We start from the raw sequence: 21,389 nt of genomic DNA on the forward strand, positions 1-21,389 counted from the left end.
CAACTGTACTATTTTTACAATTGAAAGGTATGCGGATAAAGAATAAAAACAAATTAGTTAAATAAATATAAGTTCCATATAGGCCATGAACCATCATGAGTGTACTGCTGAATGTAGCGACAATATACTCATGGTAGATTCATCACAGTTGATAAATAAATTACTACGATGAAAAAGATTCTATTATTTTTGGTGCTTTGCGTTGCACTCGCATCATGTTCGTCTTATCAATACAATACCACTCGGGTAGAAAAGATGGATTTTACTCCTTTCAAGACCTATGCTTGGCTACCTCCGGTAGACTCGCTTTCGAAGTCTTATTTTGACAACGATATCGCTAAAACCAATATCCTGGATGCCGCGAATACTGCATTGGAGGCAAAGGGCTTACAATATTCTAAAGATAATCCTGATTTACTATTTCGATATATTACCATTGTCAATAATAAAAGCCGTCTGGTCTATGGCGGCGGTGGTTATTACGGATGGGGAGGCCCTTGGGGCTGGTACCGTCCATGGTTTTCACCATATTACTATGGCGGCGGTTATTATCCAGTTGCAAAAGAACGCTATCGCTACGGCCATTTGATCATCGAAGCCATCGATCGTAAAACAAATTCAGTAATTTGGCAGGCACGTGGTTCGGGCGATGTTGATAACCCAGAAAAAGCAATTAATAATATCAGCAAAGTTGCAAAAGGTGTTATTGATCTGTTTCCTGTGAAGACCTTAAAGAAATAAACGAAGTTTTCAATAGTAATTATACAAGCAAAAGGCTGATTTATTTAAGTAGATCAGCCTTTTGCTTTTTCTATTAGCCTGTTCCTCAAGTAAAAGAATCGTCTTTTCCGTTCACTACCGCCCGCTCGCCTGCTGAAACATGAAGAACCAATATGCGCTTCATGATCATCTGTACCTTGACATAGGAGCGCATTAGCATTAAACAGAAGGTCTTAGTTTCAAGTAGAATGGCACTTCAACGCGATCTTTAGATTTATTGATAATCAACTCAGCAGCCATTCTTCCCATCATTTCAAAATCAGTTGATATTGTTGTAATACCATTCAGGATAAACTTTTTCAATGGAGTTTCATTATAGGAAATGATACCAACATCTTTTCCTATAACCAGTTTTTTCTGAATAACCTTGTTCAACAATTTCACCAGATCATCTTCAATAATATTGATGTAACATGTTCCTTTCTCTACTTTCTCTTCATCAATGTCGGATACGAGCTCGTGTTCAAAAGCATATTGTTGACAAAACTTATAAAAGCCCTTAATAATAGCTTTTGGAAAATCACTATAGTCAGGAAATACAAGTTTTAAGTTTTTGTACTTACTCAGCACTTCATTAGCTTCCTCCAATGCGGAGTAAATATCATGTTCGTAATTTTCGTAGACTGCAGGAAAATCTCCGGGCACATCTTCGATGAACTTACCCAATAACATGAGTTTCTCTGCTGGAATCTTACGAATGATATCCGGCGCTTTGTCCCTTCCCTCTTTGAAATGGGGGAATAGAACATAGTGGTCATATGTTTTCGTTAAGCTTCCCAACAATGTATTCAGATACGATAGGTCTGAATTGTATACAAATAGATCCAGGTTGGCATAATCACTCAGCTCTTTTGCAAAGGAATCATATACTATCTTTTTATGGGCACTTAGTTTGTTTAGAAAGAGTGCTATCTTAAGTTTGGATTCGACATCCGTTTTATTCACATAATACCCCTTTCCGGGGTTAGATGCTATAATTTCATTTTTCTTAAGGTAGCGGTATGCTTTTTCTACAGTGTCACGTGATATTTCCAGATATGCACTGAGCTCATTAATAGAAGGGAGCATATCATCTCTGACCAATGTTTCATTTTTAACAGCATCGATAATTGTATTTGCTAATTGCAAATACTTAGGTGTGGCAGAAAAATCGCTAATTTCTAAAGTTTTTAAAAATTGATTTACGGAATTGGTCATTGTTAGATTTTATTAATTATAAAATTAACGATTTGTTTATAAATATTTAATAGGAAAGAGCGAATACCAAAAAACATAAATGATATATATATTCATAACAATGATCAAGCTCATGAACAAAAGCTGGGGTTATACCTGTTTATATTGGTTATTACAATACTATAAAATGTGTCCGATTTCATCATCCTGTACTGTACTGCTATTTTTCAATGGACAGTTCAATTTTAGGATGAGGGTGTTCGGTTGCCTATATTAGGGCATTTTTTTAAATCCTTCTTTTTTTATAACCCATGAGCCATCTTTTGGAAACCCTGGTAAATCACTGTTGGAAGCGTCCCACCCTTCAAGCATCATCGCTACGGTCGTGAGCACACCACCATTGCCTGGTAAATAGATCCGCAGGCGTTCATCTTGATAATTATGTCCATTTTTGAGATAGGTATTGGTTTGGACATTCATAAATAATGCATCCAGCGCTTTATGGGGAAGATTCAGACGAGCAGCATTCATAGCCGTCATGGGAAAATCCCACCCCCAGGTCTTTTCCCAATGCCATTTCTCCCAAACGACATCCAGTGTGTTTTTCATCACCGCTTTATTTAGCTTCGGTGATTCAGGAACCATCCCTAATGCACCGAGTACCGCGGGATGGTCCGTCATCCAACGATCGTACGTATAAGAATCGGGAGCAGTTTCAGTGGCCAAGTAGATGTTGTCCTTACTTGGTAAGGGGGCCAGTTTTTCAATAACTTGATCCCATTTGGTCACTCTTGGTTCTCCCAGACGCTCCTTCCATTGTTGCGCTATACGAAGTGCCCAATCCCAATAGGCGACCTCATACGTCGGGTTCATCGTCTCGGAAGCCTTGAAAACTTCTTGTGCAGGAATAACTCCCTTGCCTACATTATAGCGACCGGTTGCCTGATCATAATGTGCAAAGTCGGCCATGAAATCAGCTGTGGCAAATACGAGATCCTTATATTTTTTTAAGACAGCGAGATCCTTTTTGTCCCGATAGGCCAGTTCGGTCATATAGATAATATGTGGCTGTTGCCAAACTAAAAATGCAGCTACCGATGAGGGGCTTTCATTCCCTTCGTTATCGGACATTTTGATCCATCTAACCCCTTGATAGCCCTGTCGTTTTGCGAGTTCTCTCGCTTTTTCAAAGGTCCTAAAATAATAATCCAATGTTTTTTCCATAATTTCAGGACGTCCCCATAATGCAAAATGCACAGCATGCCACCAATGCATTTCCGTATGTGGCTTTCCATACCAACTATTAAAAGTGAGACCTGTTTCCTGGGGTGGATTACTTCCTCCGCATTGCACTTTTGTCAGATATTGAGAGAGTACAACTCTTCTTTCCAACTCACTGGCTCTTGGATCTGTGCTACCCGCAAAGTCAACCGCAGCACCACTTTCCCAAAAATGCTTCCAGGACCTTGCACTTTCACCTGCTGCATCCATATACTGGATCCTCTTCTTATCAAAGTTGTTTGTGGGCGCAAATGCAAATGAAAAATCAAACTCTTTGACCTCAGGAGCTGGTTGGTACACAAAATAGTGTGAAGCCGTATTTTTTAAAGTTCCCTGTGAGTAATCCAATTGTGTAAAGTAACTGGCTCCCTGCAACTGATGATTTATCACTGCAACATGTGCAGATTGAGCTACGATCGTTGTTTTATGATCATTCACCTGATCATAGTTGGTACCTTCATCCAAAAATTTTCCGCTTGGGTAAGGATAGTGTACAAATATTTTCAGCCTTTGCTGTGCAATCAATGGTGAAGCGACATGTACTGCAACGCGGTCACTGCTTTGATACGATGTGGTTTTTACAGAGACAGGTTCTCCTTCAATTTGAAATTCACTTGTGATAATACCCGTCCAAAGGTTCAGCTCCTGTCGAATAGCCTGGATATGTTGTGCCGTTGCCCGTTGCCCGTTTTTCAAATAAAGTTCCAAGCCCACATTACCCAATTGCAGACGGTGTTTATTTTCCCTAAAATAGTTTACAGCTTCTGCATTGCGTTCCGGTTCTTTCAATTGGATACTATATTGCGCGTTCCGCCCTTCGCTGTTAAAGTCGTAGGATTTTAATGTTTCTTCGAATTTATAGTTCTTTGTATTGGGGAAGGAATCCCATCCCCACTCTGACTGTGTTCCCAAGGAAATCCCATTTTTATAATAAATGGGAAAAGACTGCATTCCTGTAGCATCGACCGTATAGGCAAAGGTACCATTACCGACTGTGAGCGAAGCTAATGTATCCATGGTGTGATTGGAGACATTGTGCCTTTTAACGACATTTTCCCGATTAATTTTGGCTCCTTGTTGCGCTAGGACTAACATAGGACTTAAAACACTTACAAGGAAAGTGAAAATAATACTAAACTTCTTTTTCATCTATATTGGATTTTTATGCATACTATATTCGTGTTCAAGATTCCTCCGGAAATTCCGGAGTACATTCTCAATTTATCTATCGCATTAAAGTGAGACCTATCAGACCGATGACCGCATCGTTTGCTACGGCGATAAGCTCTACTGATTGAAGTTTCTTTTTATTGTTTAGAGGCAAATCCAATAATGAAGCTGCTCCACCATCAAGGGCACGATTGCTATACCCCTTGATATTGGTATAATGACTCCAGGTTCCGCCCTTATAAAGCTCTCCAGACTTCAGACTGATTCGGTAAGGAATTCGTTCATCGGGGAGTTCAAAAGCGTGATTATCATCGAGGTAATCCTGTTCGATAGGCCACCAGTTGAAAGGGTTAATGAGGTCTAACGTATCAAAAGTTCCATCAGTATAATTGACCTTAATCTTGGCGTTGATAAGCTGGGATTGCATCGGATTTGTTGAACCGGCGACCAAGAGATACATTTTGCTGGCCTGGCCGGCTAAAGGTATTTTGACGCTTTTTGGATAATTATCCCACTGACTGACAAAGACCACATTTTTGGAGTCATTTTTTAGCTGAAACGGAATACCTAGGTATATTAGATCCCCTTGCTTGCCTTTTTTCATGATTCCCCTGTCGTCAATATTTGCCGTCGTCAATGGATAACACCAATTGCCTATTCCCTGCCAAGGCAGCTGCAAGGTTGGCCCTTCCGGTCTTGGCGAAAGGTATTTCTGTTGGAAGATATCCGTCAAACGCGCGTTGTAATAACTCGATAAATTTTCCGCTAAAAAATCAGGTTTATCATCGATATTCCAATCGATATAATCTACTGTTTGGCGATAAGTTCCCACAACCAGATTAACGCGATTTGTTCCCTTTGAAAAGATATTGATGGGAAGTTCCAATTTCTTTATTTCTCCTGATCTCAAGCTGAAGGCTGTTTGAAAATCCTGATGATCAATTACCAGTTGTTGTGGCTGAGCAGAACGGTTTTCCACCGTCAAAAAATAGTTTAGCTCTTTACGCAGAATAGTTGAATTTACAGGCGGTAATAGCCGAATATCAACTGCCTGCCACCAAACCATAGCTCCCTGTTGAAGCTTCACGAAAAAGGTTCCTACCCGCTCATGCTGGACAAAAGAAAATTTGTGACCGGCTTTCTTTTGGATAATTCCTTGAGGATCGTAGCTTTCCAACAATTGGGTATTAGCAGGTAAGGGGAAAGCCCATTGATCGGTGTAAACTTGCTCCACATTTTTGGTATCCATCTTTTCGAGTTTACCATCCCCTATTATCCTGATGTCGAAATTCCGCTCAGCTTCAGATTCAACAACAATACATGCCCCATTTATAGCGGAAGATTTTAATGACCACTTGACTTCTTTTCCATTGACTTTAACAGCACTCACCTGGGTAAAATCTACGGGAACTTCCAAAGCAAGTTTTACGGGCATCGCATAACGCGTGTTAATCTGAAATGTAACAGCAGTTTTAGTTTTCTTATACGTATAACTCCATTCCGGCATTTCAATCTGTGCAAAATTCCATGTCGATGGGAAACCAGGTTTAAGAAACAATTGTTTGTCCAGTAGACGTGGATGCACGCCAAATAATCCTTCGACTAATGTACGAGATGCTACACCGATCGGGTCGGCAAAATCACGGTATAATTCGCCTCTAAATGCATCATAGTGGGAAAGCTGCTGAAAGTTGGCGGGACTGATCCCATGATACATACTTTCCATGAGGTTACTTTTCCAGAGCTGATAGGCATCATCCGCCCGACCAGATTGCCAATAGGCCAATGCTGTCTGTAGATTCTCTGCCAAAGCAACATTATTGACCGACCAAGTGTAAGGCTGCCATGTCGTCGTCGGCAATGTATACAGGTCATGCTGTTCCTGTCCTTTGACACGAATAGGAATCTTTGGCAAATAGTTAGTTACATATTGGAGATTTTGGTAGCTTTCAAAATCATCCAGGATAGCAGCGTCTGCGGCATGATAAATGGTCCACAAACCCGCATTTTCGTGTATAAGCTGATTGCCAAGCGCATCCTGGAACTCGGCAAAATGACCTTTCTTTTGCAACCAAAGTCGATCTTTTAGCGCTTTTTGAATCTTATTTGCTTCTTGTTGGTAGGGCGTCGCATCCTCACCTATTACCTTTGTGAGTTTGGCCATCATTTGATTGGCACGGTACATATAGGCGGTTGTGTGCGTGACCGCGCCACCGGAATATTGTAAACCATCACTTGCCCATATTGCACAATAGGCATCGTATAAGCCATCATTGTCCTGATCGAAATTTCGCTTTTCCCAGTTGAGATGCCGAGTCAGCGTTGGCCACATCTCTTTGATATAAGCAACATCCCCTGTATAATTAAAATGTGACAACAATTGATCGATAAAGACCAAGTTCATATCGTAGTGATGGGGTACCGTATTATTATTTGGATTCCGAGAAATGTAGCCGCTTGAAAACATAGAAGTACCCATTTTTTCCAAATGTCGAGCTAAGTGCAAAGTTGTATCCATCACCACCCGTCCAGCAGCGGGTTCTCTAACCTGCGAATTTGCATAACTCGAAAAATGTTCTTTCGCTCTGTCATGCCATCCCAATACATCTGCGGTGTAAGCTCCCCGCCAAGCATTCAAACGCATACGCCATGCCACAGCTCCATGCAAGAAAGTAGGCGATTCCCAAATTCCATCAGCAGCTGCCGAAAGCGCTGCCCCCAAATTATTGATGTATCGATCCGGTGTGTTTATTTTAACCCGACTAGCCAGCGAAACCCTTTTCTGATCCGCTAGCTCATAAATCTTTTCCAATGAGCCTTCAGAAAATTCCGCAGCAGAACGCTTCCCTTTAGCGATTTGAATATAACTTGATTTTTTAGTCAGCATAAATTTCCCGACAAGGATAGGACTACCCTTATTCTCCGTTTTCGTCAGATTAGAGAGATCATCCAAAACGGTAGCATCTGACATCCGTAGTGCTGAGAGTCCTGAAAAACTACCCTGAATAAATTGGGGCTCATTTTTCTTATTTTGATACTTAAGTCCAAAACTATTTTTTTCCAGTGTATATTGATTCTGTTCACAATATGCAGGAAGAAGATAAAACCCCGATTCTGGATCTGCGCCTATGTCGCCATTTCTACTGAATGTTTTTCCGCTAGCTCCCCCATAGACAGCGTAAAGATGTGTATCCGGTTTAGTATTCGCCGCCTGTAATTTTACGATCATCCCTTCGGCATCGGCCTGCGCCATCACAACGATATCGATATAACCATTTCCAAGTAAGGCATCTTTGATGCGATAATACATCGCTCCGGGTCGATACCTTGTCTCAATATGATCGGCATCAATCACTTTTTTTCGCTGCTGCTTATTGCTGAGAACAAACTGTAAGTTCCCTGCCATCCCCGGCATGTACAATGCAAATTCAGGTAAATCGCCTGCTTCTACTCGGGATGCCAGGTTATTACCATAAAGAGCACGATTAAATCGATATCTTCCATTCACCAGTAAGAAATCTCCTTTATCCTCGGTATAATGCAGTACACGGTCGTTATCTTGCAAATGTTTTGACTGGGCAACAGCTATCTCCAGGATAGTCCCAACTAGCAAGCCGCAAAAAATCAAATACTTTCGTATCATATCAATAATTAGTTCATGAATTAGCTATGTGCAGATCTTTTTAATGACCGGTAGCTACTTCTTAGTCACTGGAGTTTATACTTTCCATCGATGGTTACCATCGATGGTTGTGTTACGTTAATCGAAAGACTTGATTTCTTTTCCATTGACAATAACATTTTTTAGCAAGACATTCTTGAGGTAATCAACTTTAAACGCTTCTTTTACACCATCAATTTTACAATTGACCATCGTAAAATCGGTTATAGGTGAAGATTCGTATGCCGTGGAGAGCACAGCATACTTTCCACCACCTTTAACATGGAGATTTTCGACCCAGATATTGCGAATCGTTGGAATATGTTTTCCGGGTTTTTCATAAAACATATTAAATCGTACAGCCGCTTCCTTATATTGCCCCACTTCCGTGTTATAAAAAAAAACGTTCTCAATGATCCCACCTCGGCTCGAACTGGTTTTTATCCGTAGCGCCCGATCCAAATTTGGACTGTCCATGACATTGTTGAGTGCATAGATATTTCTGGCTCCGCCTGCAATTTCGCTACCGATAACGACGCCGCCATGACCATCTTTCATTTCACAATTTTCGATGATATGATTCTCCGCAGGTCGACCAATATTGCGGCCATCTTCATCTCTTCCCGATTTAATAGCTATACAGTCATCGCCGGTATCAAAATAACAATTTCTGATCCATACATTTTTACTTGCTTCAGGATCGCAGCCGTCATTATTAGGTCCATGACTCACCACTTTCACACCTTCAATCAATACATTCTCACATAGGACAGGATTAAGATTCCACATCGGAGAATTAATCAGCTTGACGTCAGCAATCCAGACATTTTTGCATAAATAAGGCTGCACAAAATTGGGGCGAAGAAAATTGCCCTCGCCAAATACTCTTTTATACGGGTCCATCTCTTCAGCCATCTGCTGATGCAAAATTGCCCGGGCAGGCTTTTGTTCTCCAGGGCGGCCTTCGTGCCATCCATATTTTCGGGCACCACACCAATACCACCAATGATCATTATCGGCATTTCCATCCAGCAATCCTTTTCCTGTGATGGCAATATTCTCTTCTTTGTACGCATAGATGAAAGGAGAAAAATTGATGCATTCCATGCCCTCCCAACGCGTGAATACTATCGGATAATCAGCACTATCACGACTAAAGCGTACGGTTGCCCCTTCGCTGACATGAAGGTTGACGTTGCTTTTCAAATAGATTGCACCGGTCAGATAGACTCCCTTCGGGACTATTACGCGCCCTCCACCCTGCCTATTGCACGTTTCAATTGCTTTTCTAAAGGCTACAGTATTTTTTGTCCTGCCATCTCCAATAGCACCGAAATCGTCGATGGAATAATCTTTCTTTTCAAATGTAGGAGCAACAATGATCTTTTTAAGCTGTTCAATTTCCTTTAAGGGTTGCTTTGCACTGGTCCAGGATGTTTGTTGCGCTTGACTTGCTACGCATGCAAAAATGACGAGGAGCATACTAAAAATCTTTTTCATTGGCTTATAATTGTTTCTGGTTGTACTTGTTTATATCAGCTGCCAAATTCAGCTCACTTGTATCGATCTTCCCAATACAGAAGCAAAACTTGCAGTTATTTTCTCAGAATAAACATGATTATGGCATTCTCTTCACACGATCTCAAATACAAAGGCTGTCGAGGTTTCGGCTGTACCACCCTGCGTTGCCCCAAAAAGAAAACGCGGTTTATCCGTTATTTCATCCATCAGGATCATAGGTCTTTCAAGCCTGCCAAAGCGCTTCAAGTTGGCTGGTGGGGGCGGTTCCTGAATATAGGTCGATAAACCTAGATAAGCCACTTGCGGTTCAGACCATTTAACGCCATCTGATGATTTTAAGATCAATCCATCTTCGTGATTGTAAAACCCCATATCCCTTGCTAATAAACAATACTGTTCATCCTGTTTCCATACGAAAGCATCTTCAAGCTGTGCATTATGCGGACGATCAGAAAAATCAATGACCGGATGCTCTGATACTTTCACATATGGTCCCAAGGGATGTTCAGCTTTGGCCAATCCATACTTTCGATTTCCTCTAACAGGACCTTTATCCCGCAGATATTCAGCAGTATTCCAAGATTTATAATACAACCAAAATTTACCATCGTTACCTTTTAGAAATGCAGGATTTGTGGTACAATGATCATCCCATGCCCCCTCCACGCCAGGCAATAAGATTGGATTATCCTGCCGTTTCCATGGTCCATCCAGGTTTTTCGCCGTTGCTACGCCTATCCTTTTGGTATCTGTCTTTCCGTTGGAATTTCCCATATAAAAAAGATAATACGTATCCGCTATCTTTTTTATCAGTGGATTATGACAGGTGGTACTATCCCAAAATCCTTCTCGAGGTTGTAGAACAACATCTTTATGTTGGAATGTTTTATAGGGAGAATCAGCAACTGCGTGCGCTATCTCGGAACCTTTGATCCAGCCACCCATCCCTTTTTCCTTTCGCCAACGTGAATAAAAAAGATGAACCTTACCATCGTCGCCCCAAATCGGAGATGAGCACCAAATAAAGTAATCTACCAATTGTAAGGATCTTCCAATCGGTTTCAATTTAAAATAAGGAGACTCCAGTATACCCTTTTTAGCTGCCGTATCTAAAGGTAACACCATCATCGCCCACAAAAATGCATTTGATTTTAAGAAGACTCTTCTATCCATGTGAACATTTCCCTTCCGTTGATCTATAATTTGGTTTATTCCGATTCCCAATGTAATGAGAATCAAACCGAAAGATACCAAAACTAGCAATATTCCCTATCCTGCGCTATCCTGCAATCGCTTACATTTTGATAAAAAAAAACCTACCCATTCCATTCAGAACAGGTAGGTCAGGTTCACGTTTATTACCATCAAAAATTAATAGCCTGGATTTTGCATAGCCTGTTTTTCTGCAGGCGTCAATGCGGCACCGCTTTCATTGGTTGTTGCATCCAAGAAAGATTGCGGAATCGGTCGATAGTAATGTGTATTTGGACTAAAGACTGTATTCCCGCGTACATAACCATCATTAAAGGCTTTCCATCTCGCTTCCAATGTTTTGGTGCGCGCCAAATCTTCCCATCTGTAAAGTTCACCGCACAATTCACGTGTGCGTTCATTCAACAAAAATGCCATCATTTTCTGTGCATTGCTTGTTGCCCCCAATTTCTCGTAGATCGGCGCATCAACTGCTGAATTATAAATGTCAGCGACAGAATTGATCAGCATCTGTGTTTCGGAAGAGGCCGTAGTTTTCGCAATATCATTATTGGATTCGTAGTATGAGTTTCCTTCCCAATAGATTGCTCCTTCCGCAGAAAAGCCGCCGCCCTTTCCAACAGCATAGGAATTATTCTTGTAGGCTTGTCCGCCGTCGACATTCTTCGCTCGGTCTTCACCATTTTTATAGCCAGCACGACTGCGCAATTTATTGATCCACTGTATAGCATTGGCATATTGGCCCTCCCCCTTGCGGATATAGGCTTCGGCCACCATTAAGACATCTTCCGCCGAGCGCGCCATAATAACATCTCGCGTACCATTGGCAGACGCTATACTAACCCGATAGCCATCTCTGAACTTCGAAAGCGCCACATAACGTGATTGAACACCAAAGTATCCGTTATTTCCATGTTGACCCACCCAAGCTTGAGGTTCTCCCTGAAAGTAACGTACAAAAGTATGCGGGTTCTGCATCACGCCATTTTTAAGAACTCCTGTTGCATCACCGGCCACTGCTTTGTAACGTGTATCACCAGCGTTGTTGACAATGTATTTAATACCCAGCTCTCCACCTTTAAATCGCTTCGTTCCAACAACAGTTCCTTCAGGCCCAAGCGATGCATTAGCTGCAGTCCAGACAGGGGCATTAGCGGTATTATTGGCACCATACATCGTAATAAAGGATTTCCAGAAACGTGAATCATTCACCCTGTCAAATACATCCAGCGTATAATTTGTGGTACGTGCATAAGAAAATTCACGGTCGCCGGAGATATCGCGGCTTGTTCCGCCTAAATCTTGATAAACAGCAGGGTAGTAAAGATGGATCTGATTTCCATAACGTCCCCAGGTTGCCTGGTCGTCCGAAAACTGTGCCGACAGAACAACCTCCGAGACTTTTTCGTTAGCACTATTGGCCTTTTGATAATCCCATAGTTTTACGTAATCATCTACCAGGGGGTGTGCCGCCACGACCTCCGTTCCATATTTGATGACAGCATCTAAGTCTTCCGCGGTATATTTTGAATTCCAAGCGGCATATAGCTCACTCGATCGAGTCAATCGTGCTTTAGCAATGTAGTGTGCTGCAGCTGATTTTGTTACACGCCCAAATTCTGTCGCCGAAGCCGGCAACAACGTATAAGCCTGCTCAAGATCCGCTATGGCCTGTGCAAAACAAGCATCTTCAGAAGCTCTAGTAAAATAGGATTCAACCTTTTCGGTCGGGGTCAATTTCAGGGGGACACCTCCAAACTGTACAATCAACTGTAAGTAGAAATATCCCCGCATAAAGTATCCCTCGCCAAGACGTGTATTATAATTGGCATTGGATTTATCATAATATAAGGGTACGTTTTGAATCAGGGTATTGGCCGATTCGATACCGCTATACATGTTATCAAACACCGGCTGAATATTTCCACCTCCATAAGTTGATTCAGCAGGATTAAGATCCATACTATAACTATTAAAGCTTGGGGAAGCATTATTTGCATCCGTAAACTCATCTACACCTAGATTGAACAGGGCCATCCCCCAGGTATAATTATATTTAAATTTCAATTTGGAGTAAACACCTGTTGCTAAATCATCTAGCCCTGCCTGAGTTTTAAAATAGTCTGTATCCGGTATGGTAATCTGCTCCTCTTTCAAAAAGTCTTTACTACAGGCGTTCAATACTAATAATCCTGCCGCACCTAACATTGAAGCAACTAATATTTTATAATTTTTCATGAGAGTCAATTTTTTAAATCCTTTTGCTGCTTAAAATCCTATGTTCACGCCGATCACAGCTCCTCTTGTGGTGATGGCGGAGCCGGCTTGCGTTGTATTATTATTATAACTTGCTAAGTCTGGATCTAGAAAATCCACTTTTGAATACAACATCGCCGGGTTCATGATCTGTGCATAAACCTTAAAATTACTGATGCCAAGTTTTTGTAATTTTGTTTTCGGAAAATTATAACCTAAACTTACATTTCTTAGTTTGATAAATGATCCGTCACGGTAATTCATGGAAGAGTTCCAAGGATCTGCCGCTTCACCATTTGAGCCTGGCTGATAATATTCAGCATCTTCATGAACGCCCGGAATAAAGTAGTCCAATTTGCGCTGCATATAACGACCATCCAAAGTAGCAGCTCCGGCGTTTATGGTCTGTCCCCAACGCGAGAAAATAAAGAAAGATAAGTCAAAGTTTTTGTAGGTGAATGTATTCATAATCCCGCCAGACCATTTTGGACGATAGGATCCCAACACTTGTCGATCATAATTGCGATCGACTTTGCCATCAGGCACACCATCGGGACCACTAATATCCTTCACACGAATCTGTCCGGGTTTAGCGCCATATTTTTTAGCCTCCTCTGCTTCTGAGGTTTTCCAAATACCATCGTAAACCACATCATAAGGGACTTGAATCTCCTGACCAACAATCCAGTTATTGGTTAAATCTTCTTTTCGTCCGTTATTTAATTCGAGTATTTTATTCTTGTCTTTGGACCAAGTTAAAGTCGTATTCCACTGGAAGTTATCATTCTTAACATTGACAGTATTGATCTGAAGGTCAATCCCCCAGCCTGAAGTCTTACCAACATTTGCCATTGTGGCCCCATAGCCTAAAACAGAGTTTAGCGTCATGGCCAATAACAGATCATTCGTCTTCGTTTTATACATGTCTAAAGCACCGCTGATTCGGTTATTTAGAAAGCCATAATCTATACCCAAATTATATTGGGTCGTACGCTCCCAGCCTAATTCTGGATTGGCCATTTTTTGCGGATTAGCAGCTGAAGGATCAGAGGCAACATATCCTGGTGTTGAATTCGTCGCGCTCCAGTTGTAAAAATTTTGGGTCAATAATCCTTTCGTTTGATAAGGTCCAATTGCGGCATTACCAACAATACCAGCTCCCAAACGCAATTTTAGTGTATTGACAAAGCGAGCGTCTTTCATAAAATTTTCTTGGTCAATGCGCCATGATGCAGCTACGGAAGGAAATGAGCTCCATTGATGCCCCGGTGCCAATACCGAAGATCCATCCCAACGCACAAAAGCAGTCAACATATAACGGTCCTTATAGCTATAATTTACACGTGCCATATAGGATTCCATTTGTCGCTCAGATAAGCCCGTTCCCCAACTGCCGATAAAACCTCCTGAATTTATATTATACCATAATTCTTCTGCGCTATACACATCCGTGGCTTTCATATTACTTGATTCAGAATTATACTTGGAAGAACTCTGCAACAAGGTTATACCAAGGTGGTGATCCGTTCCAAAATCGCGGTCGTAATAGATCAAATTGTCTAAAGTCCAAGCTAAATTGCGGTTTGTTGAATAAGTCACCGCATTATTTCCATCACCATTTATTCCCTCGGCTGCATTTGCTAAACCCAACCGGTAATATCTAAATTCAGGTCCAAATTGCACCCGATATTTTAAACCTTTCAATGGTTCATAAATCTGCCCAAAATCCAATTGGCTAAAGAAACTACCATTCGCACCAAAAGTCTGACGTTGATTGGTATTATATTCCAATTCATTAATTGGATTGATGATATTGATATCACCCGCAGCAGGATTTCTCAGATAGTTTCCGTTGTCATCATAAGGAACTGTCCAAGGTAACATACCTCGTAAAGCACTGTAATAGTCACCTGCACCTGTTACAGATTTAGAGAAATTATAGCCATAATCTTGATCGGAGAAGAATGTGTTTATTGAAGCTCCCATGGTAAACCATTTTGTTGGTGTAGCTTCAAAACTTACTTTTGAAGTATAGCGATTAAATTTCTGACCGGGTTGTGTAGCATCTTGCTTGAGATAACCAAAAGAACCATAACCTTTGGAGTTTTCCCCTCCACCTGAGACGCTTAAAGTATGTTCGGTAGATAAGGCATTTTTACGTCCAAGATCTGCCCAATCGTAATTACCGACTAAGCTTGGATCCCATACGGTATTGTTATTAGTCCAACCTTTAGCAATATTTGCCCATGAGGCAGCTACAGATCCCCATCTAGAAAAATCCTTTGCATAATCTGGTGTCGTCGTTCCGAATTTCGCCAAACGCGCATAATCCAACCACTCCGCAGCATCCATGTACTCTGTGACATCATACATTTTTTCAAATGTCGCTGTACCTGCATAATTCAACATTAGGCGACCTTTTTTACCCTGCTTGGTCGTCACCAAAACAACGCCGTTTGCACCACGCGAACCATACACAGCGGTTGCAGAAGCATCTTTTAAGACATCAATGGTCTCTATATCACTCGGATTAATATTGTCAATGCCACCGGCCTGTAATACCATCCCATCGACTACATACAGTGGTCCCTGATCTGCAGTGATCGATCGTACACCTCTTATCGTTATACTACCGGTTGTTCCCGGACGTTGGTTCGAAGTGATATCAACACCAGCCACCTTACCCTGCATTGCCTGCAATGCATCTTTCACAGGCATTGCCTTCAGTTCTTTCTCACCCACACTGGCAATTGAACCCGTCACATCCTTCTTTTTCATCGTGCCATAACCAACCACCACGACTTCGTCCATGACATCAACCTTTTGTGCAAGAACTATATTGAAGTTATTTTGACTGCCCACAGAAATTTCTTGGGATTCGAAACCAAGGCTTCTGAAGGCCAATACATCCGATGGCAGTGCATTGATGGTAAATGACCCATCGGCATTGGTCTTTGCCGTCATAGTTTTGCCTTTTACCTGTACAGTTACACCTTGGATAGGCAAACCTTTTTCATCGTTTACTTTTCCAGTCCTAGCGGTTTGAGCAAATAAATTCAAGGTGCACAGCATCGCCATAAATAGCAAAAAAGTGTACTTCTTTACATGATGATCAAACCTAATTGTTAAATAGTTTATCATTAAAGTATTATTTAGGTATTATTTTATTCTTTCCCTTGTTGATCTTCGGTAGTGAAAATCGGTTTTCATTATACGAGATAATGAAAATGTTGTATGATCTTTACTTATTGCTTTATAGGACGACTGGCTTAAAAAAATAATCAGATTTCCCCTTAGGCTTATAATGTTGGTTAAAAGTAACAGGATGATTTGTAATAACCATCCTGTTCAATCCTGTCATTAGCTGGCGCCAAAAATAAAAAAATCGCCCTTAAATGCTAAAGGCGATTAAATCAATTAAGATATTAATATCCGGGATTCTGTGTATACAAGCCCGGACTATTGTCCAGTTCTGACTGTGGCACCGGATATAGGACATAATTGACTTGAAAATCCAACATCTGCTTTGCGGCGTCCTCTTTCCTGATCCAAGCTTTCATGACCGATTCGACACTACCACTGCGGATAAGATCAAACCATCGCACCCCTTCGCCAATAAACTCTCTTCTGCGTTCATCCATCAGCTGTGATTTAGTGACATTCGTCAGCTCAGTTGTCAATCCGGCGCGTTTTCTGATTTGATTGACGACCGCATCTACATCCGTTTGAACGTTCCCAGAGGCGCCATTCAATATGCATTCCGCCTTTAACAACAGTAAATCGCTATAACGGAATACAATATAATTGATCGGCCAATCCATTCGGTTTGCAGGCACTTTGGTAAGGTCCACAAACTTCTTAACAAATGATCTTGTCTCAGCAACATTGCCATAAATATAGCCTTGCTGAATACTGAACGTCTTTCTGCTGTCACCTGTATCATACAGCTTAAGCAGGTCGTCAGATACTGGCCTGATTGTTAAGCCTCCTTGCGTAGCTAGCCCGAGTGAATTGAACCAATTATCAGGTACAAGCACCCAAGGAAATGTTGCCCCAACAACAGGATTAGCGCCACTTGAATATTCGATATTAAAAATCACCTCTTTGTTGCGCTCATTACCGTAATCAAAAATGCTATTATAGCTGGTCAGCAAACTAAATTCATTGCTGTTGATCACCTCGTTGAACTGCTCCACCGCTGTCCCCCATTCGTTGCTGTTCAAACCCGCACCTTCAACGCCCAATGTGGGCCCCGATCGTGTCATGTAGACCAAGCCAAGCAACATTCTTGCAGCGTATTTATTGACACGGCCTTTATCTGCTGCAGCGTACGCACTAGGTGCAGGTAGTGCATTAATAGCTTTGTTCAGATCTTCAATAATCAAAGCATACAACTCCTCCACGTTACTCCGACCAATGCTTTTAGCTTGGCTGGCGGATACCACCTTGTCTATCCGTGGCACTTTGCCAAAGTATCGGATCAAATCAAAATAAAAAAATGCACGTAAGAACCGGGCTTCGCCTTCCATTCTATTGCGAAGGCTTTCATCAATAATAGCCGTGGAACCATTCGCCGCAAGTTGTTCCAAATAATTGTTTACACGAAAGATGCCGTTAAAATTTGTTTGCCAAGCTTCTATCACATAGGGGTTACTGGCAATCGTTTTATGAAAACTGTTGATCCCTTCCCAATCACGCACTCCGCCGTCCGACACTGCGTACAAATTATCCGACCGTGTTTCCGAGAGATTCATCAGGCGATCAGGATATCCTCGTGTACTGTTATATATAGCGTTCAATCCTTGAATAAAATCATTTGCTGTCTTAAAGTAGGTATCTGAAGTAGCACTCGAAATTGGTTGCTGGTTCAGATCCATTTTGCAAGATCCCAATAGACCTGCTATCAAAAAAAATAGGCTCAATTTTTTCATCGTTCTAAAAATTTACGTTTAAACCAAATGTCATTGTCTTTGGAATAGCCAGGCCTCCATAATCACCTGCCTCGGGATAATCAGAGCTTCCGCTTAGATTTGTGTTTGAAGATTCCGGATTTACACCCCCGTCATATTTGTCCTTTCCCCAAAAATTCTCCAATGTCACGAATAAACGGACTAAACTAAGCTTGGACTGACTCCCCAATTTCAGGTCTTTGATATTATAACCAAGCGTGACGTTGCGTAAACGCCAATAATCCGACGAATACAGCCAATCTGTATTTTTAATCCGTCCAAACGTCGAATAAGCTTTTCCAACACGACCTTCTCCTTGATCCTCTTCTGAACGCCATCTATCCCGATAAAATCCAAGCGCATTGTCTGATGATCCTTGACCGGTGCGTCCCAAGGCACGTCCTAATAAAGAATAGATATGACCACCATTCTGGCCTTGGAACATAAAACTCAAATCAAAATTTTTATACTTAAAGTTGTTGGTTATCCCCCATACATAGCTTGGGTTTGGATGCCCCACAATCACACGGTCATTCGCATCAATCACACCATCTCCATTGGCATCCACATATTTTGGATCACCTGCCTTTTGGCTACCATACAACGCAGCCCCAGCATCAATGTCTGCTTGAGTCAATATGCCGTCTTGTTTAACGACATAAATGCTATACATCGGCTCGCCAATCCGTAGAAGACTATGCTGGATATCAAATGAGGACGGTATTAAAATCTCCTTTTGCTCACCATCAAGTTTTGTTACTTTATTGGAATTATGACTAATATTAAAAGAGGTAGACCATGAAAAATCTGCTTTTCTGACCTGATGGGAAGTGATCTCTAAATCCCAGCCTTTACTTTTAACCTCTCCTGCATTATCCAAATAGGAAGAAAAACCTGTCGAAAGCATGGAAGGAACATTTAGCAATAAATCACTGCTCTTCCGGGTATACCAGTCAAATGATCCTGTAATGCGGGAACCCAAAAGGCCAAAATCCAATCCCACATCATAAGTCCGCGATTTTTCCCATCTTAGATCCGGATTAATGATATTGCTTGGTGCCTGTCCAGAAACGGAAAGGCCATTTGACGAATAATTATAAAAGCCCAACAAGGCAATGCTACTGTAATCACCTATATTGTTATTCCCTGATTCACCATAGCTTCCGCGTAATTTCAGCTCATTGATAAAGGTAACTGGTTTCATAAAACGCTCCTGTGACAGACGCCAGCCCATGGACAACGATGGGAACCAACCCCATTTTGTATTGGATCCAAAACGCGATGAGCCGTCCCGACGAATACTTCCAGAAAGCAAATACTTACCGTCATAGGCATATTGTACACGCCCAAAATAAGAAAGCAAGACACTTTGCGTTGCGCCTGTTGAGGCAACTGTAGCAACGGCACCGTTCAAAGTTGTTATCGAACTATTGGTATAACCTCCCTGCGAGGTGATGGAAGAAGTTTCAAGTTTATCAAAATTATAGGCTTGCCCCAGCAAAGCGGTAATATCATGTTTGTCAAAATTGAGATGATAATTTAACGTATTCTCGTTTACAAAAGTTTGCTTTCGATACACACTGTTGGAGCCATAGGTTGCTTGATTCGGGTTGTTGGTTCGGTTAGCCAAAGTTCCGCCTACAGTGTAGGGCTGAAATCTATTACTTCTGCTATCGGTTTGATCCAAATTAACTGTAGTCTTAAAATTGAAGTTATCAAGAATATTGTACTGTCCGTAAACTGTCCCCAGTAAACGTGAAATTTTGTTTTCCCCGATATAATAATTCAATTTGGCAATGGGATCATTTGTTGAAGTACTCCAAGGATATTTTTCATTGTCAAAAACGTTTACTGTTCCAGCAGGATGGTCCTGAACAGGTGACATCGAATAAATCTGATGCATAATATTATCCTTTCCTTCCACTCCGGGGTCATTTCCGATAGAATAGGTAGGTGCTAGGTTTAAACCAAATGCGAATTTTTTATTCGGTTTTACTTCAACGTTAGCTCTGGCAGTATAATTTTTATAATCCAAGCCTTTCACAATACCTTGTTGATTGAGGTAATTCCCCGAGACATAATAATTGACAAATTCTGTCGCTCCCGAAGCCGCAACCTGGTAGTTTTGGATCACTCCTTTTCGATACGCTTCGTCTTGCCAATTAATAAGGTAAAGCCCGGGACGTCCGGGTTCCAACCAACGCTCATCATACATATAAGATGTATTATATGTCCCCTCGGCGAGTCCCAATATTTTCCGTCGTTCGGCATTGCTTTGGCTTGCCAGCCTTCCGGTACCCGAGGCTTCCCATTGTGCATTGATCATCTCCACCGCTCTATCTATCCACTCTTCACCATTTAACATATCCAATTTTTTATAAGCCTCGGAAATGCCTATGTATGAATTGAGACTTACTTTAGCCTGGCCGCTCTTCCCGCGTTTTGTGGTGATCAAAACAACTCCGTTTGCTGCCCGGGATCCATAAATTGCAGCTGCAGATGCATCTTTTAGGACTTCCACAGATTCAATATCGTTTGGGTTCATATTATCCAGCGGATTTCCTGAGGCATAGTTTCCCGAGCCGTTTTGTGAGGCCGTTGACAGTGGGAAACCGTCAATGACATACAAGGGTTCACTCCCAGCGGTAATAGAGCCCGATCCCCTGACCTGAACACTTAACCCTTTTCCGGGAACACCTGTAGATTGCTTAACCCGTACACCGGACATCTGTCCGATCAGGGCTTGATCAACCCGTGCAATAGGGCGCTCATCGAGATTCTCAGCATTAAACTTTGAAACCGGAGCTATAAGGTTAGTTCGTTTTTGGGATCCATAGCCAATGACGACAACCTCATCCAATGCTTCTTGTTTCGGCAACAACTCGACACGTAGAAATGCTAATGTTGATACGCGGACTTCTTTCTGCTGGTATTCCACAGAACGAAATACAATATTGTCACCAGATTTTGCATGAATACTGAAATCACCATTTTGACTGCTTGCCCCTTCATTTTTGCCATTTACCTGGATTGTAACACCACTGATCGGCTGATTTTTATTATCAACAACTTTTCCCGTCAGTGTCCCCTGTGCGTACAATACATGTGTAAAAGCCATTTGAGCCACAACAATGGCTCCATATCGCATTATGTTTTTCATGGATTGAGTTTTTTAATTATTAATCTGATTTATATTGGTAAATCAATTTAAAAGAACTCATTTGATTAACTGTCCTGAACTTACATGATAACCAAACAATTGCAAATTTTAAAAACTTAAAGCGCACTTTGTTTTGTATATTTTAACCATCAAAATTGTAAAAAGTAATGCCCCAAAAAAAGCCTCGTTTTATACGAGGCTTTCAATAGTGCTTACTGCTTTT

The 21,389-nt window shown here is 41.5% G+C and carries 10 protein-coding genes; 1 reads left to right on the top strand and 9 read right to left on the bottom strand.

From position 1 onward, the window contains the following. The first annotated feature begins 168 nt into the window (after positions 1–168). Positions 169–741: a DUF4136 domain-containing protein gene (locus ACLCDV_RS23405; protein WP_317669409.1), complete on the top strand. Its 573-nt coding sequence runs from the start codon at positions 169–171 to the stop codon at positions 739–741. A 198-nt stretch (positions 742–939) separates the two neighbouring features. Here the strand turns inward: ACLCDV_RS23405 and ACLCDV_RS23410 are convergent, their stop codons facing one another. The 9 genes from ACLCDV_RS23410 to ACLCDV_RS23450 all read right to left on the bottom strand — a co-directional run bounded on the left by ACLCDV_RS23410 (position 940) and on the right by ACLCDV_RS23450 (position 21,166). Then, positions 940–1,977 (bottom strand): GntR family transcriptional regulator, encoded by a 1,038-nt coding sequence (locus ACLCDV_RS23410; RefSeq protein ID WP_317669408.1) that lies wholly within the window; start codon positions 1,975–1,977, stop codon positions 940–942. A gap of 252 nt (positions 1,978–2,229) precedes the next feature. Beyond that, positions 2,230–4,386 (bottom strand): hypothetical protein, encoded by a 2,157-nt coding sequence (locus tag ACLCDV_RS23415; RefSeq protein WP_411972368.1) that lies wholly within the window; start codon positions 4,384–4,386, stop codon positions 2,230–2,232. 76 nt (positions 4,387–4,462) lie between these two features. Next, positions 4,463–8,050, bottom strand: a complete 3,588-nt coding sequence (locus ACLCDV_RS23420; protein WP_411972369.1) for a DUF4450 domain-containing protein — start codon at positions 8,048–8,050, stop codon at positions 4,463–4,465. 117 nt (positions 8,051–8,167) lie between these two features. Continuing rightward, positions 8,168–9,568, bottom strand: a complete 1,401-nt coding sequence (locus ACLCDV_RS23425; protein ID WP_411972370.1) for a glycoside hydrolase family 28 protein — start codon at positions 9,566–9,568, stop codon at positions 8,168–8,170. A gap of 132 nt (positions 9,569–9,700) precedes the next feature. Continuing rightward, positions 9,701–10,762, bottom strand: coding sequence for a glycoside hydrolase family protein (locus ACLCDV_RS23430; protein ID WP_411972371.1), 1,062 nt, complete (start codon positions 10,760–10,762; stop codon positions 9,701–9,703). A 198-nt stretch (positions 10,763–10,960) separates the two neighbouring features. Next, entirely contained in the window at positions 10,961–13,039 is a 2,079-nt protein-coding gene (locus tag ACLCDV_RS23435) for a RagB/SusD family nutrient uptake outer membrane protein (protein WP_411972372.1), read from the bottom strand. Positions 13,040–13,069: 30 nt separating this feature from the next. Next, complete coding sequence (locus tag ACLCDV_RS23440) at positions 13,070–16,198, bottom strand: SusC/RagA family TonB-linked outer membrane protein (RefSeq protein WP_411972373.1); 3,129 nt, start codon at positions 16,196–16,198, stop codon at positions 13,070–13,072. A gap of 284 nt (positions 16,199–16,482) precedes the next feature. Continuing rightward, a complete protein-coding gene (locus ACLCDV_RS23445) occupies positions 16,483–17,988 on the bottom strand; it encodes a RagB/SusD family nutrient uptake outer membrane protein (RefSeq protein WP_411972374.1) in 1,506 nt (501 codons plus the stop codon). Between the two features lie 4 nt (positions 17,989–17,992). Then, complete coding sequence (locus ACLCDV_RS23450) at positions 17,993–21,166, bottom strand: SusC/RagA family TonB-linked outer membrane protein (RefSeq protein WP_411972375.1); 3,174 nt, start codon at positions 21,164–21,166, stop codon at positions 17,993–17,995. Positions 21,167–21,389: the final 223 nt, after the last annotated feature.

This window comes from Sphingobacterium sp. Lzh-3, from assembly GCF_046764375.1.
Classification (GTDB): domain Bacteria; phylum Bacteroidota; class Bacteroidia; order Sphingobacteriales; family Sphingobacteriaceae; genus Sphingobacterium.